Raw genomic sequence first — 13843 nt, 5'->3', positions numbered from 1 at the left:
GCGGCTTCACCTACCAGCCCTTCCACGCCCACCGCCGGGCCGAATGTCGCCGCCCCCGGCCCAAGGTGGGCAAGATCGGCCAGAACCCCGAACTGCGCGACTTCATCCAGGAACATCTGGCGATGCGCTGGAGCCCCGAGCAGATCTGCCACGCTCTGCGGGCACGCTTCCCCGACCGGCCGGAGATGCACGTGACCCACGAGACGATCTACCAGGCGCTCTACGTCCAAGGCCGCGGAGAGCTCCGCCGGGAACTGACCCGCTCGCTACGGACCGGCCGCGCCATGCGCCGCCCGCACCGCCACGCCTACAAGCGCCAGCCGGGCCCCATCAAGAACATGGTCATGATCAGCCAGCGGCCCGCCGAGGCGGCCGACCGAGCCGTCCCGGGCCACTGGGAGGGCGACCTGATCATCGGCAAGAACAGCAAGTCGGCGATCGGCACCCTGGTCGAACGCTCCACCCGCTACCTGATGCTCGTCCACCTGCCCACCGGTCACAGCTCCATGGCCACCCGCAACGCGCTCGCAGCGAGCATCGAGTCCCTCCCGCGCCACCTCTGGCGGTCCCTGACCTGGGATCAGGGCTCCGAGATGACCGCGCACCGGTCCTTCAGCGTCGCCACGGGCATCCCGGTCTTCTTCTGCGATCCGGCCAGTCCCTGGCAGCGCGGCTCCAACGAGAACACGAACGGGCTGCTGCGGCAGTACTTCCCCAAGGGCACCGATCTGGCCGCCCACACCGCCCAGGACCTCGCGGCCGTCGCCGCCGAACTGAACAGCCGGCCACGCAAAACGCTCGACTGGGAAACCCCAGCCGAGCGTCTCGCTAGGCTCCTGGCCACAGCCAGTTGACCACCGTGTTGCAACGACCCCTGGAATTCGCCCTGCGGGTGGGGGCCCGCTTTTCGACCTGGGAAGGGGTCACAGGGTGAGCAGTGAGGGCAAGCTGACCAGCCAGAACTGGGCCGGACACTGGCATGTGTTCGGCCCGTGGATCGGGAGCGGGGACACCCATAAGCAGGAGGGGCGGCGCCGCCCTGGCCAGAGCCCGGAGGACCCGCAGACCCGCATCTTCCTGGAGGAGAAGCTTCCCCCGGTGATGACGGGCCACTGGCTGATGCGGGGTCGCCAGGTGGCCGCCACCTGCACCACGGCAGAGGACGCCGTGGAGTGGCTCACGGAGCGGTACGCCGAGACGCCTCCCGTCGTTCGGGAGGACGGCATGGCCGCGTACAACTCCCTGGAGTCCAAGGTGGCGTACGCCCTGGACGCGCTGCCGCGCGGGGTGGACATCGTCTGGGGTTACTGGACCCACTCGCGCCTGCTCGCGTCCTACGCCGTCGTGTGCTGCCCCAACCTGTTCCACAATCTGCTCTGCCCCTTCCCGCCCAACGTGACCTCTCTCGATTCGAGGAGGAGGGGGAATGTCCCTTCAACACTTGCTCCCGCCTGACGGCGTCAAGGAGCTGCTGACGGAGTGGCCCGACAAGCCGCAGGTGTACGTGCGCGGCAACACCGGCGTGGACGGCATCACGGCTGACTGGCTGTGGGAGCACATCCGCCTGGGCTGCGTGCCGCCCGAGGAAGTGCGCGCCCTCAAGGGCGACGTGCCGGCCGTCACCGCCCACGCGTTCTCCACGCACGGCCGCTTGGACGGGGACCGGCTGCGGTCCCTGTACGAGCGCGGCTACACCATCCGCCTGGGCAACCTCCAGCGGTGCATGGCCGTGTTCGGCCGGATCTCGCGAGGCATCCAGGCGGAGACCGGCTACAGCAACTACGTTCACGCGTTCATGACGGCACCCGGACAGCAGGGCCTGCGCCATCACTGGGACCAGCAGATGGCGGTCATCGTCCAACTGGAAGGCGTCAAGCGGTGGGAGCTGTGGGCTCCCGTCGTGGACGCCCCCATGCGCACGGTCAACCAGTCGTACGCCGTATGGCGCCCTGAGTGGGTGGATGACTGGGAACGCCGGGGCCCCGACCAGGTGGTGATGCTGGAACCGGGCCAGTCGCTGCTGCTGCCCCGCGGCTGGATCCACAACCCGTGGGTGCCGGCCGACGGCGAGGACAGCACCCACCTGACGTTCGCGATCCGGGAGCGGACGCCGTACTGGCTGGCGGAGCAGCTCCTGGGCGAGGCCATCAAGGACCCGGAGCTGCGCCGCGTGATCAGGCCTGGCGACCTGCTCGGCCCCGACCTGCCCGGCCGACTGGACGACGTCCGCCAGCGCCTCCTGGATCACCTGGGCCGCGTGGACGTCGCCGCGCTCGCTGGCCAGGTGAGCCAGAACGCCCTCACTGACCTGGAGTACACCACCTGAACCATGCGCTACTCGACTGCCCCGGCCAGCCGTTGGCCGGGGCAGCCCCGCTTTCTCACCCTCTGCCCCACTGTGAGGACCTTGTTCCGTGAGCAGCCTGCCCCGCTACGACTACCAGGACCTACCCGTCCCCGTCCGCCGCGCCGTCATCGCCCAGACCGGCCCCGTCCGCGCCGACCGCACGGTCACCGCCGGCCGCAACTGCGCGATCGCCTCGGTGCTGGACACCGAAGGCGGCCCCGTGTTCCTCAAGGGCGTGCCCCTTGGCGACCCTCGCATACAGAGCCAGAGGCGCGAGGCAGCCATCAACCCCCACACCCCCAGCTCCTGCCCGCGGCTGCTGTGGTCCACGGACGCCTTCGGCTGGTCCCTGCTCGGCTACCAGGCCGTGGAGGGGCGCCACGCGGACTACACGCAACCCGCGGACCTCGGCCTGGTGCTCGCCGCCCTGGAGGAGCTGCGACAGGCGACCGCCCCGGCCGGCCTGAGTCTCACGACCGCCCAGGAGCGGTGGGGCCCGTACGCAGACGACGGCGACGCGGAACTGTTCGACGGCCAGGCCCTGCTCCACACCGACCTACGGCCTGACAACGTGCTCATCACCGACAGCCAGGCATGCCCGGTCGACTGGGCATGCCCTACGCGGGGGGCCGCATGGATCGAGCCATTTCTGTGGGCGCTGCGGATCATGGAGGCGGGGCAGGCGGTGGCGGTGGCGGTGAGCTGGGCGCGTCAACTGTGGTCCTGGCGTGAAGCTGCCCCCACGGCGCTGCGCGCGTTCTCGGCTGCTGTCGCGCGCTTATGGCACAGCACCGCCGCTGCCGAAATGACCCGGGAGACGATCCACGCGGCCGCCTGTGCCGCTGAATTACGGGCCTACCTCACCCTCGAGTCCGAGACCGGAACGTGACCGCCACACCCGGGAGTTGCGGGCGTCCGTTCGACGGCAAACATCCTAGGTTAGCTCATTTGGGTGACTGATGGTAGTTAGTCACGTTCATCTAGTCACGGTGCATAGTTCGCGGTTAAATGTCACCCGTGTTTCTGGCCAACGGCCGTTACATCCGACAAGCTGCCGCGCTTCGGCGCGGTGGGTGGCCCCTCGTCCATACTCCGCAAGTTGGACAGGGGGTGCCATGGTGGGGCCCGGCGGCGAGACGTGCCGCCGGGCCCCATTGCGTTCTACGGCATGAAAAGGCTTGCCGGTTGCAGGAGGGCCCGAAACTTTGCACAAGCGGACGAAGCGTGCCGTCCGCGCGCCTCCTCCGTGAGCTCCTTTCGGTCGTCTTGCTGGAGTGCTGCCCGGAGGGCCGTCCAGCGCGAGGAGTGCGCAGGTGGGAACCAGGTCCGGGGCGGGTGTTCTCGCCGGTGTTCCCGCGGGAACACGCTTCGACGCGCGGACGGCTTGAGGCGGGCTGAAGCGGCTCAGTCCGGGCTGGGGCGGGACGCATTCGCCCTGGTCAGAGGAAACCAGCAGGTCAGGCCCTATATGGAGGGCTCCCTGTGCGGGGGCTCCGGCCGTCGTGTGTCCCATAGGGGACGACCTGGGCTGACGGCCGGATCTTGGCGGATGTCCACGGGCGCGCGGGAACACGGTGCGAGGAGCCGGACCGTGCGGTCTACGGTTCCTCTGTCGCCGAGTCGAGCATCTTGTTCTCGTCGAAGTCGCCGTCGCTGTCGGTCCAGCCGAGGTGGCCCATCGCGGCGTTCAGGACGAGGACGTCGTAGTCGTCCTGCTTCACCCCGTCGCACTCCGTGGGCTTGCCCTTGCCGCCTTCCCTGTACTGCTTGACGAGCGCGGCTCGGCAGTTTTCGACGGTCTCGTTGTACGAAGGTCCGGCTGAACATCCAGCGACGGCCAGCCCGGCGAGGAGCACTGCTGCGGTTGTGAGCGTGCGCGTCATGGCGAGCGCCTTCCCGTTCAGCCGAGGCCGTTCGCGGCGGTCTTGTACCCGGCGGCCTGCGTCGGGGTCAGGTAGTGCGATACCCGGACCAGGACGGTGCCGTGGACGTAGTCGTACTCGGAGAGCGCGGGCATCGACTTGGTGACGGTCTGGATGTACTCGGCTCGGGCTTGTGCGCCGGCGCCGTCGGCGAAGACTTCGATGGCACCGCCGCGGTCGACGTCGCCCTTGTCGGAGCCTTCGACGTCGGACGTCTTGATGCGGGTGTCGGTGAAGGTGATCTTCGAGGTGTACTGGTTGGGGCGTCCCAGAAGGTGGTTGGGGTCGTTCTCCGCGGTGACCGTGCCGGAGAGCTTCGCCGAGGTGACCGCGTCGGAGAGCTGCGTGAACGCAGTGTCGGCGGTGACCGGCTTGCTGACGGCCGCCTCCGCCTTGGGCGGGGCGCCGGTGTCGCCGCTGCTGTTGCTCGAGTTGGAGCAGCCGACGAGTGCGAGCGTGGCGCCGGCGGTGAGTGCGGCGGCGGTCTTGAGGCGCATGGTTCCCCCTGGGGTGTTCGAGTGTGACTGTGGGGTGTGTGACTTGTGGAGGTGTCGCGTGGTTGCCGCTTGTCGGGGGGATTCACTCAATCGTGACGAACGCCGGATGTGGCCGGTCAGCGGTGCTCAAGTCCCGCCCAGGTTCCAGGCGGGGCTCCGGCCCGCACGGTGTTGACCCGGCAGGCCGGGCCGACGGCGACCCGGCCCTTCCTGTGCGGGTCGCGGCGTCGTAGTTCCCCCACGACCGCGTGCTGTCGGGGATGTTCGGAGCCGTCCAGCGGCCCGGTGCTGCGTTTCACCCGCGCCGAACCGCGTACCGCGCCCGCCCCGTCCGGGCTGATCTTCGGCGTGTGACGCCGGTATCCCGGCGATGTCAGTGCCGGGCCCTACAGTCTGAGGCCGCCAAGCCTCGGAGCGTTTCGGGCGGGCCCCCGCTCCCTGCGGGCGGGGGCCCGCTTTTCTACCTGGGAAGGGGTCACAGGGTGAGCGGTGAGGGCAAGCTGACCAGCCAGAACTGGACCGGACACTGGCACGTGTTCGGCCCGTGGATCGGGAGCGGGGACACCCACAAGCAGGAGGGGCGGCGCCGCCCCGGCCAGAACTCGCAGGACCCGCAGACCCGCATCTTCCTGGAGGAGAAGCTGCCACCGGTGATGACGGGCCACTGGCTGATGAGGGATCGCCAGGTGGCCGCCACCTGCACCACCTCAGAGGGTGCCGTGGCGTGGCTCGCGGAACGGTACGCCGAGACGCCTCCCGTCGTCCGGGAGGACGGCAAGGCCGCGTACAACACCCTGGAGTCCAAGGTGGAGTACGCCCTGGACGCGCTGCCGCGCGGGGTGGACATCGTCTGGGGTTACTGGACCCACTCGCGCCTGCTCGCGTCCTACGCCGTCGTCTGCTGCCCCAACCTGTTCCACACCCTGCCCTGCCCCTTCCCGCCCGACGCGACCTCTCTCGATTCGAGGAGGAGGCGGCCTCTCCCCTCGACACCCGCTCCCGCCTGACGGCGTCCAGGAGTTGCCGGCCCAGTGGCGCGACAGGGCGAGGCAACACCGGCGTGTGCGGCAACGGCTGACTGGCTGTGGGAACACATCCGCCCGGGCCGCGTGTCGCCCGAGGAGGTGCGGGCCGCGCATCGCACGAGCGGACGCAGCCTGACGTTCCCGGGTCGTCACGGGGTGACCTTTCGGTCGTCTTGCCGGAGTCCCGCGCCGAGAGCCGTCCAGCGCGAAGAACGCGCAGGTGGGAACGGCGACCCGGCTGGGTGTTCTCGCCGGTGTTCCCACGCGACACGCTTCGACGCGTGGACGGCTCGGGGCGGGCTGAAGCCGCCCGGACCGGGCTCGGGCTGGACGGATCGGCCCTAGTCGGAGCAAACCGGCAGGTCAGGCATCCTGCGGAGGGCATCAGGACGCGGGGGCTCCGGCCGTCGTGTGTCAGGCGTCGTCGGGACGGTGGGCCGGTGTCACCTCAGGTGCCGGGTGAAGAACTGGGCCGCGGCGTCCCCCGCGAACTGCGGGACACCGGTGTGGCCGCCCATGTTGGCGTGCAGGGACTTCTCCTTGGAGCCGAAGGCGTCGAACAGGTCGAGGGCCGCCTGCCGGTCGTTGCTCTCGTCGTCCCACTGCAGAAGGACGTGCAACGGGATGGTGACCCGGCGGGCCTCCTCGAACATCGCCCGGGGCACGAAACTCCCGGCGAAGAGGCCGGCGGCCACGATGCGCGGTTCGACCACCGCGAGGCGGATTCCGATGGAGATCACGCCCCCCGAGAACCCGACCGGGCCGCCGATCCCGGGGAGGGACAGGAGGGCGTCCAGGGTGGTCCGCCATTCCGGGACCGACTTCTCGACCAGGGGGAGGACCAGCCGGTCCACGACGTCGTCGCCGACCCGTTCGCCGGCTTGCAGCGCCCGGCGCAGGTCTGCGCGGGCCTCCTCGGCGGCGGCCGAACGGGGCCGGTCACCGCTTCCGGGGAGTTCGATGGTGGCCGCCGCGAAACCGTCCGCCACGGCGTGCCGGGCTCGGCCCGCCAGCCGGGGGTACATCCTGTCCAGTCCGCCCGGGTGGCCGAGCAGGATCAGCGGTACCGGCGTGGACGCGGACGCGGATCCGGGCGTCCACAGGGTGCCGGGGATCCCGTCGAGGGTGAAACCGCGTTCGAGGACGCCGTCTTCGAGGTGTCGCTCAGAAGTGAAGTGCATGGTCGTGCCTTTCGGGAGTGCGCTTGGACGGCGCTCCCGGACGACCTATCGCCCGACCGTGACCCCGGAGGAGAGCACCCATGTCGACAGTGTGTTCACGGGTACCACCTCCTTGTTCTCTCGCACGGCCTCCAGGAAGGTAACAGGGCCCGCCGCGGCCCGCCAACGGGTTTTCGGGATCCTTCCGACGACGGCCGCCGCGGACTCCCGACCGGAGCACCCGGGGTGCGCGAGCCGCGGCCGGCCGCCGGTACCGGACGCGGTCAGGGCCGGTCGACCTCCGCGCGCAGCTCGTTGTAGCCGGCGAAGGCCGCGTCGACGTCGGCCCGGGTGAGGCCGTAGCGGGCCAGGTCGTAGCTGTGGACGCGGGCGCCCCTGGGGCGGGCGACGGCGGCGGGCAGGCGGGCCGCGTCGGCCTCGGTCCAGCGGGCGCCCACGGCCGCGTAGAGCTTCGGGGCACCCGCTCCCGGGTCGGTGCCCAGCCACGTGTACGGGACGTCCACCAGCGCCTCGCCGGGGATGCGCGCCCGGGCGGCCAGACCGCGGGCGGCCGAGCGGGCCAGCAGTTCCAGCCAGGTGGCGCCGATCCGGTCGAGGTCGAGGGGGCGGGTGTTGACCACCATGCCGTGCTCGACGAGGCTGCAGAACGAGGCCACGGCGGTGGCCGGATCGCGGTGCGTCCACACGATCGTGGCGTCCGGGAAGACGGCGCGCAGCGCGTCCAGGTTCTCCAGGTGCAGCGGGGACTTGAGTATCCAGCGGCGGCGCGGGCGGCCGTACTGGAGCACCTGGTAGATCTGCTTGAGGTAGCGGTAGTCGGGCGTGAAGTCACGGCTCTCGTGCCAGGGCAGGTACTGCGGGATCACGGCCTGGGACAGCGGCATCACCGTGTGCGGCAGGGCGAAGGTGCACTCCTCCGGGCCCTCCGGGCGCAGGTGGTGGATGTGGCGGAAGTCCGGGGCGAGGAGGTTGATCCCGCCGACCAGGCGGCGGGCGGCGGCGACCGCCTTCGTCCGCCGTTCCGGGCCGGGTTCGAGGTCCGGGGTGAGCAACTCCCACAGCAGCGGGCAGCGGTGGTCCGCGGAGAGGGAGAGCACGCTGTGGGTGAGCGTGGTGGCGGTGCGGGGCAGGCCCACCACGAACACCGGCCGGTCCACGGGCTCCCGCTCGATCCCGGGGTGTTCGGCGAGCAGGCGCCGGACGCGGGCCCGGTTGGCGAGGTGGCGTCCGACGTGGCCGCGGGCGGACAGCCAGCCGACGGCGGTGAGGTGCTCGGCGCCCGACCAGCAGCGCAGCAGGTGACGGAGGTCGTCGGTGAACTGCTCGTCGCCTTCCGCCGGCCCGGCCGCGGCGAGCAGCCGCTCGAAGGCGCGGTCCGGTGCGCGGCGGGTGCGGAAGGCCGGTCTGAGCAGGAGTTCGGCGAGCGCGAGCGGCAGCGGTGCGAAGGACACGGCAACGGGACCCTTCGTGGGGGACAAGGGGATGCGCTATCTCATACCGCCGCCAACTGCTTCTCTGCACCCATGAGTTGAGACATTAACCGGCTGGTCGCCGGAGCCCGTGACCACCGCTCCGTGACCGGCGGTTCCACCCCGTCCCGCGCGGGAACGGCGGTATACGGTCCGGAGGCGGCGCGTGCCGGTCGCGGCGAGGAGCGTGACCCGTCGGAGCGGGCGGGAGGGGTCAGGATCCGGCCGTCGGCGCCGGGCCCGTGCTCGCCCGTACCGTCAGTTCGGGGGCGATCAGGACGACGTCGTCACCGCCGCGGCCGGCCAACTTGGCGACCAGGTGTTCCACGGCGTAACGGCCCATCTCCTGGGCGGGGATGGCGACCGACGTCAGCCGCACCGAGGCCTGGACGGCGACCTGGTCCGGGCAGATCGCGACCACCGACACGTCCTCGGGCACGGCGCGGCCCTGCTGGCGCAGCAGCGCGAGCAGCGGCTCCACCGCGGACTCGTTCTGGACGACGAAGCCCGTGGTGCCCGGCCGCTCGTCGAAGATCCGGGCCAGCGTGAGGGCCATCGCGTCGTAGCCGCCCTCGCAGGGCCTGTGCAGCACCCGCAGGCCCAACTCACGGGCCCGGGAGCGGAGTCCGTCGAGGGTGCGCTCGGCGAAGCCGGTGTGCCGCTCGTAGACCGCGGGCGCCTCCCCGATGACGGCGACGTCGTGGTGGCCGAGTCGGGCCAGGTGTTCCACGCACAGCGCCCCGGTCGCCCTGAAGTCGAGGTCGACGCAGGTCAGCCCGGTGGTGGAGGCGGGCAGTCCGATGAGCACGCAGGGCTGGTCGGTGCCGCGCAGCAGCGGCAGCCGCTCGTCCTCCAGTTCCACGTCCATCAGGATCATGGCGTCGGCCAGTCCGCTGCCGGTGACCCGTCGCACCGCGTCCGGGCCCTCCTCCCCGGTGAGCAGCAGCACGTCGTAGCCGTGCGTGCGGGCCGTGGTGGCCACCGCGACCGCGATCTCCATCATCACCGGCACGTACATGTCGGTACGCAGCGGGATCATGAGCGCGATGATGTTCGACCGGCTGCTGGCCAGGGCGCGGGCGCCGGCGTTCGGGTGGTAACCCAGCTCGCGGATGCTCTGCTCGACCCGTTGCCGGGTGGTGGTGGAGATGGACCGCTTGCCGCTGAGGACGTAGCTCACCGTGCTCGCCGAGACTCCGGCGTGCTGGGCGACCTCGGCGAGGGTGACCATCCGGCTCTCCAAGTTTGTGAAGCGCTTCGACAGTGTGCGTGACCGACAACAGGGAGTGAGGGCGGTTCGACACTAACTCCGGTGAGGGTGGGTGTCCAGATGCTGTCGAAGCGCTTCGACAGCGAATCCGTCGTACGCCCCGCCGAACCGTCCCCCGGCAGAACCTCCCGGCGCAACACCGCGGCCCGCGTTCCGCGGGTTCCGGTGACCCGATCGGACCGCGAGGACTGGTGGGTGCGGCCCGTTTCAGGTACCAACGATCCAGTAGCACTGGTCGGTAACGAACGGTCCTCAAACAACCCTTTTCGTGGCGAGGTGAGCCTCAATGTCCGCCCCCACCACCAAGAAACCCACCGTCACCGAGCGGGAGGCCCGTCAGGTGGCGGAGGCCGCCCGGGAACAGGACTGGCGCAAGCCCAGCTTCGCCAAGGAACTGTTCCTCGGGCGCTTCCGGCTCGACCTCATCCACCCGCATCCGCTTCCCGCGGACGAGGACGTGCGCCGCGGCGAGGAGTTCCTCGCGCGGCTCCGTGACTTCTGCGAGACGAAGATCGACTCGGCCCGCATCGAGCGCGAGGCCCGCATCCCCGACGAGGTCGTCGCCGGCCTCAAGGAGATCGGCGCCCTCGGCATGAAGATCGACACCAAGTACGGCGGTCTCGGTCTGACCCAGGTGTACTACAACAGGGCCCTGTCGCTGGTCGGCTCGGCGAACCCGGCGGTCGGCGCGCTGCTCTCCGCGCACCAGTCGATCGGCGTGCCCCAGCCGCTGAAGATCTTCGGCACCCAGGAGCAGAAGGACGCCTTCCTGCCCCGCTGCGCCCGCACCGACATCTCCGCGTTCCTGCTCACCGAGCCGGACGTCGGCTCGGACCCGGCCCGCCTGGCCACCACCGCGGTACGCGACGGGGACGACTACGTCCTCGACGGGGTCAAGCTGTGGACCACCAACGGCGTGGTCGCCGACCTCCTCGTGGTGATGGCCCGGGTCCCGAAGTCCCCGGAGGGCAAGGGCGGCATCACCGCCTTCGTCGTCGAGGCGGCCGCCGAGGGCATCACGGTCGAGAACCGCAACGCCTTCATGGGCCTGCGCGGCATCGAGAACGGCGTCACCCGGTTCCATCAGGTGCGGGTGCCGGCCGCCAACCGGATCGGCCCCGAGGGTGCGGGCCTCAAGATCGCGCTGACCACGCTCAACACCGGCCGGCTCTCGCTGCCCGCGATGTGCGTGGGCGCCGGCAAGTGGTGCCTGAAGATCGCCCGCGAGTGGTCGGGCGCCCGGGAGCAGTGGGGCAAGCCGGTCGCGCTGCACGAGGCGGTCGGCTCCAAGATCAGCTTCATCGCCGCGACCACCTTCGCCCTGGAGGCGGTCGTCGACCTGTCCTCCCAGATGGCCGACGAGAACCGCAACGACATCCGCATCGAGGCCGCCCTCGCCAAGCTGTTCGGCTCCGAGATGAGCTGCCTGATGGCGGACGAGCTGGTGCAGATCCGCGGCGGCCGCGGCTTCGAGACGGCGGAGTCGCTCGCGGCGCGCGGCGAACGTGCGGTCCCCGCCGAGCAGCTCCTGCGCGACCTGCGCATCAACCGGATCTTCGAGGGCTCCACGGAGATCATGCACCTGCTGATCGCGCGGGAGGCCGTGGACGCCCACCTCTCGGTCGCGGGCGACCTCATCGACCCCGACAAGTCCCTCCAGGACAAGGCGAAGGCGGGCGCCAACGCGGGCGTCTTCTACGCCAAGTGGCTGCCGAAGCTGGTCGCGGGTCCGGGGCAGCTCCCCACGTCGTACGCGGACTTCAAGCACGGCGTGGACCTCTCCCCGCACCTTCGCTACGTCGAACGGCACTCCCGCAAGCTCGCCCGGTCCACCTTCTACGCCATGTCCCGCTGGCAGGGCCGGATGGAGACCAAGCAGGGCTTCCTGGGCCGGATCGTGGACATCGGCGCCGAGCTGTTCGCGATGAGCGCGGTCTGCGTGCGGGCCGAGCTGATGCGCAGCCAGGGCGACCACGGGCGCGAGGCCTACCAGCTCGCCGACGCGTTCTGCCGGCAGTCCCGGGTCCGCGTCGACGAGTTGTTCACCCGCCTGTGGTCGAACACCGACGACCTGGACCGCAAGGTCGTCAAGGGCGTGCTCGGCGGCTCCTACGAGTGGCTGGAGAAGGGGATCGTCGACCCGTCCGGCGACGGCCCGTGGATCGCCGACGCGACCCCGGGACCGTCCCGGCACGAGAACGTCCGCCGCCCCTTCGAGTAGGTCAGCAGTACTTGTCGCTCGGATCCCGCGTCGTCCAGGAGCAGGAGTCGACCTTGCTGCCGCTCGCCCTGGTCAGGGTCGCCGTGTCGCTCGTGTTGTTCCACACGTAGGCGCCACGGTTCTGGAACTTGTCCGACGCGGTGTCCGTGCCCTTGCCGGTGTGCACCTTCATCGTCCTGTGGGCGCCGATCTTGATGTTCTTGAACACGTAGCGGTGGTTGGAGGTGTCCTTGAGGACCCACCCCTTGAGCGAGACCGCCGACCCGCCGGTGTTCTTGATCTGCACCCACTCGGCGTTCAGGCTCTTGTTGGAGCGGTTGTCGCTGCCCGGGCTGTCGAACCACACGTGGTAGACGGTCACGCCGCCGGCGGCCTGCGCCGGGGTGCTGAGCAGGGTGCCGGTGAGCAGCGCGGCGCCCGCGAGCGCGGGCACGGCGGCACGAATGCGCACAGTACGCATGGAGAGATCCCCCCAGGATGTCTTCCGGTCGGACCGACCCCCTGCCGGCCCGACAGAAGTGTTATCACACGATCTTCACGTGAACCTCACAAAGGGAAATCCGCTCCATAGGGCGGCAAGAGCTGCTAAGGCACCCGCGTGAGGGACGCGCTGTCCTCCGGGCCCCCGGATGCGGCCACAATGGGGGGATGACCGACAGTCCTGCCCCCCTCGCCGACCCGCACCTCGTCTACGACCCGCTCGCGGGCGACGGCCCCAAGGACGTGGTGATCCTCGGCTCGACCGGATCCATCGGCACCCAGGCCATCGACCTCGTCCTGCGCAACCCCGGCCGCTTCCGGGTCACCGCCCTGTCCGCCAACGGCGGCCGGGTCGCCCTCCTCGCCGAGCAGGCGCACCGGCTGCGGGTGCGGACCGTCGCGGTCGCCCGCGAGGACGTCGTACCGGCACTGCGCGAGGCCCTGGCCGCACTGTACGGCCAGGGTGAGCCGCTTCCCGAGATCCTCGCCGGACCGGAGGCGGCCACCCGGGTCGCCGCCTCCGACTGCCACACGGTCCTCAACGGCATCACGGGCTCCATCGGGCTCGCGCCCACCCTCGCCGCCCTGGAGGCGGGCCGTACCCTCGCCCTCGCCAACAAGGAGTCGCTGATCGTCGGCGGCCCGCTGGTGAAGGCGCTGGCCAAGCCCGGCCAGATCATCCCGGTCGACTCCGAGCACGCGGCGCTCTTCCAGGCACTGGCCTCCGGCACGCGGGCCGACGTCCGCAAGCTGGTCGTCACGGCGTCCGGGGGGCCCTTCCGGGGCCGCACCAGGGCCGACCTGGCCCGGGTCACCGTCGAGGAGGCACTCGCCCACCCCACCTGGGCGATGGGGCCGGTCATCACGATCAACTCGGCCACCCTGGTCAACAAGGGACTCGAAGTCATCGAGGCGCACCTCCTCTACGACATTCCCTTCGACCGGATTGAGGTGGTCGTGCACCCGCAGTCGTATGTCCACTCGATGGTCGAGTTCACGGACGGATCCACGATCGCGCAGGCGACGCCCCCCGACATGCGGGGGCCGATCGCCATCGGTCTCGGCTGGCCCGAACGGGTGCCGGACGCGGCCCCCGCCTTCGACTGGAGCAAGGCCTCCACCTGGGAGTTCTTCCCCCTGGACAACGAGGCCTTCCCCTCCGTGAACCTCGCCCGGCACGTCGGCGAGCTCGCGGGCACCGCTCCGGCGGTGTTCAATGCCGCCAACGAGGAATGCGTCGAGGCGTTCCGGAGCGGTCTGCTGCCCTTCAACGGCATCATCGAGACCGTCACCCGGATCGTCGAGGAACACGGCACACCTCGTACGGGAACTTCGCTCACCGTGCCGGACGTCCTCGAAGCGGAGACCTGGGCACGGGCCCGGGCCCGGGAACTGACAGCACAGACGGCGACCGCGGAGGCGCGTGCATGA

General features: G+C 70.5%; 13 protein-coding genes. 7 read left to right on the top strand and 6 right to left on the bottom strand.

The annotated features are described in order from the left end of the window. From ACFY3I_RS42805 to ACFY3I_RS42790, 4 genes are all read left to right on the top strand, one after another. A partial coding sequence (locus ACFY3I_RS42805) for an IS30 family transposase (RefSeq protein ID WP_390866368.1) occupies positions 1–854 on the top strand: 854 nt, incomplete at its 5' end. Positions 855–930: 76 nt separating this feature from the next. After that, complete coding sequence (locus tag ACFY3I_RS42800; RefSeq protein ID WP_390866367.1) at positions 931–1455, top strand: hypothetical protein; 525 nt, start codon at positions 931–933, stop codon at positions 1453–1455. Continuing rightward, the gene (locus tag ACFY3I_RS42795) at positions 1427–2326 is read left to right on the top strand and encodes a JmjC domain-containing protein (protein WP_390866366.1); all 900 of its coding nucleotides are present in this window, start codon (positions 1427–1429) and stop codon (positions 2324–2326) included. Before ACFY3I_RS42800 ends, ACFY3I_RS42795 begins: the two co-directional genes overlap by 29 nt. Positions 2327–2414: 88 nt before the next feature. Then, entirely contained in the window at positions 2415–3236 is an 822-nt protein-coding gene (locus tag ACFY3I_RS42790; RefSeq protein WP_390866365.1) for an aminoglycoside phosphotransferase, read from the top strand. 709 nt (positions 3237–3945) lie between these two features. On the opposite strand, the gene ACFY3I_RS42785 is transcribed toward ACFY3I_RS42790, so the two are convergent. Beyond that, the gene (locus ACFY3I_RS42785) at positions 3946–4230 is read right to left on the bottom strand and encodes a hypothetical protein (protein WP_390866364.1); all 285 of its coding nucleotides are present in this window, start codon (positions 4228–4230) and stop codon (positions 3946–3948) included. A 17-nt stretch (positions 4231–4247) separates the two neighbouring features. Further along, positions 4248–4766, bottom strand: a complete 519-nt coding sequence (locus tag ACFY3I_RS42780) for a hypothetical protein (RefSeq protein WP_390866363.1) — start codon at positions 4764–4766, stop codon at positions 4248–4250. A gap of 482 nt (positions 4767–5248) precedes the next feature. On the opposite strand from ACFY3I_RS42780, the gene ACFY3I_RS42775 reads away from it, so the two are divergent. Further along, the gene (locus tag ACFY3I_RS42775) at positions 5249–5773 is read left to right on the top strand and encodes a hypothetical protein (protein ID WP_390866362.1); all 525 of its coding nucleotides are present in this window, start codon (positions 5249–5251) and stop codon (positions 5771–5773) included. Between the two features lie 461 nt (positions 5774–6234). Here ACFY3I_RS42775 and ACFY3I_RS42770 read toward each other — a convergent pair whose 3' ends face one another. The 3 genes from ACFY3I_RS42770 to ACFY3I_RS42760 all read right to left on the bottom strand — a co-directional run bounded on the left by ACFY3I_RS42770 (position 6235) and on the right by ACFY3I_RS42760 (position 9672). Continuing rightward, on the bottom strand, positions 6235–6972 hold the full coding sequence (locus ACFY3I_RS42770; RefSeq protein ID WP_390866361.1) for an alpha/beta hydrolase: 738 nt from the start codon (positions 6970–6972) through the stop codon (positions 6235–6237). A 263-nt stretch (positions 6973–7235) separates the two neighbouring features. After that, complete coding sequence (locus tag ACFY3I_RS42765) at positions 7236–8423, bottom strand: sulfotransferase family protein (protein ID WP_390866360.1); 1188 nt, start codon at positions 8421–8423, stop codon at positions 7236–7238. A 232-nt stretch (positions 8424–8655) separates the two neighbouring features. After that, complete coding sequence (locus tag ACFY3I_RS42760; protein WP_390866359.1) at positions 8656–9672, bottom strand: LacI family DNA-binding transcriptional regulator; 1017 nt, start codon at positions 9670–9672, stop codon at positions 8656–8658. A gap of 325 nt (positions 9673–9997) precedes the next feature. Between ACFY3I_RS42760 and ACFY3I_RS42755 the strand changes: the two genes are divergently transcribed. Continuing rightward, positions 9998–11932, top strand: coding sequence for an acyl-CoA dehydrogenase family protein (locus ACFY3I_RS42755; RefSeq protein ID WP_390866358.1), 1935 nt, complete (start codon positions 9998–10000; stop codon positions 11930–11932). A gap of 1 nt (position 11933) precedes the next feature. Here ACFY3I_RS42755 and ACFY3I_RS42750 read toward each other — a convergent pair whose 3' ends face one another. Further along, complete coding sequence (locus tag ACFY3I_RS42750; RefSeq protein ID WP_390866357.1) at positions 11934–12392, bottom strand: lamin tail domain-containing protein; 459 nt, start codon at positions 12390–12392, stop codon at positions 11934–11936. A gap of 188 nt (positions 12393–12580) precedes the next feature. On the opposite strand from ACFY3I_RS42750, the gene dxr reads away from it, so the two are divergent. Continuing rightward, complete coding sequence (gene dxr, locus ACFY3I_RS42745) at positions 12581–13843, top strand: 1-deoxy-D-xylulose-5-phosphate reductoisomerase (protein WP_390866356.1); 1263 nt, start codon at positions 12581–12583, stop codon at positions 13841–13843.

It is taken from the genome of Streptomyces sp. NPDC001068 (genome assembly GCF_042897315.1).
Classification (GTDB): domain Bacteria; phylum Actinomycetota; class Actinomycetes; order Streptomycetales; family Streptomycetaceae; genus Streptomyces.
This window is presented reverse-complemented; position numbering and strand designations above follow the sequence as displayed.

Bases quoted from the DNA above. Each gene is read 5' to 3' on its own strand.
- ACFY3I_RS42795 (WP_390866366.1), top strand. From the start codon at position 1,427: ATGTCCCTTCAACACTTGCTCCCGCCTGACGGCGTCAAGGAGCTGCTG.
- ACFY3I_RS42785 (WP_390866364.1), bottom strand. From the start codon at position 4,230: ATGACGCGCACGCTCACAACCGCAGCAGTGCTCCTCGCCGGGCTGGCC.
- ACFY3I_RS42780 (WP_390866363.1), bottom strand. From the start codon at position 4,766: ATGCGCCTCAAGACCGCCGCCGCACTCACCGCCGGCGCCACGCTCGCA.
- ACFY3I_RS42770 (WP_390866361.1), bottom strand. From the start codon at position 6,972: ATGCACTTCACTTCTGAGCGACACCTCGAAGACGGCGTCCTCGAACGC.
- ACFY3I_RS42760 (WP_390866359.1), bottom strand. From the start codon at position 9,672: ATGGTCACCCTCGCCGAGGTCGCCCAGCACGCCGGAGTCTCGGCGAGC.
- ACFY3I_RS42755 (WP_390866358.1), top strand. From the start codon at position 9,998: ATGTCCGCCCCCACCACCAAGAAACCCACCGTCACCGAGCGGGAGGCC.
- ACFY3I_RS42750 (WP_390866357.1), bottom strand. From the start codon at position 12,392: ATGCGTACTGTGCGCATTCGTGCCGCCGTGCCCGCGCTCGCGGGCGCC.
- dxr (WP_390866356.1), top strand. From the start codon at position 12,581: ATGACCGACAGTCCTGCCCCCCTCGCCGACCCGCACCTCGTCTACGAC.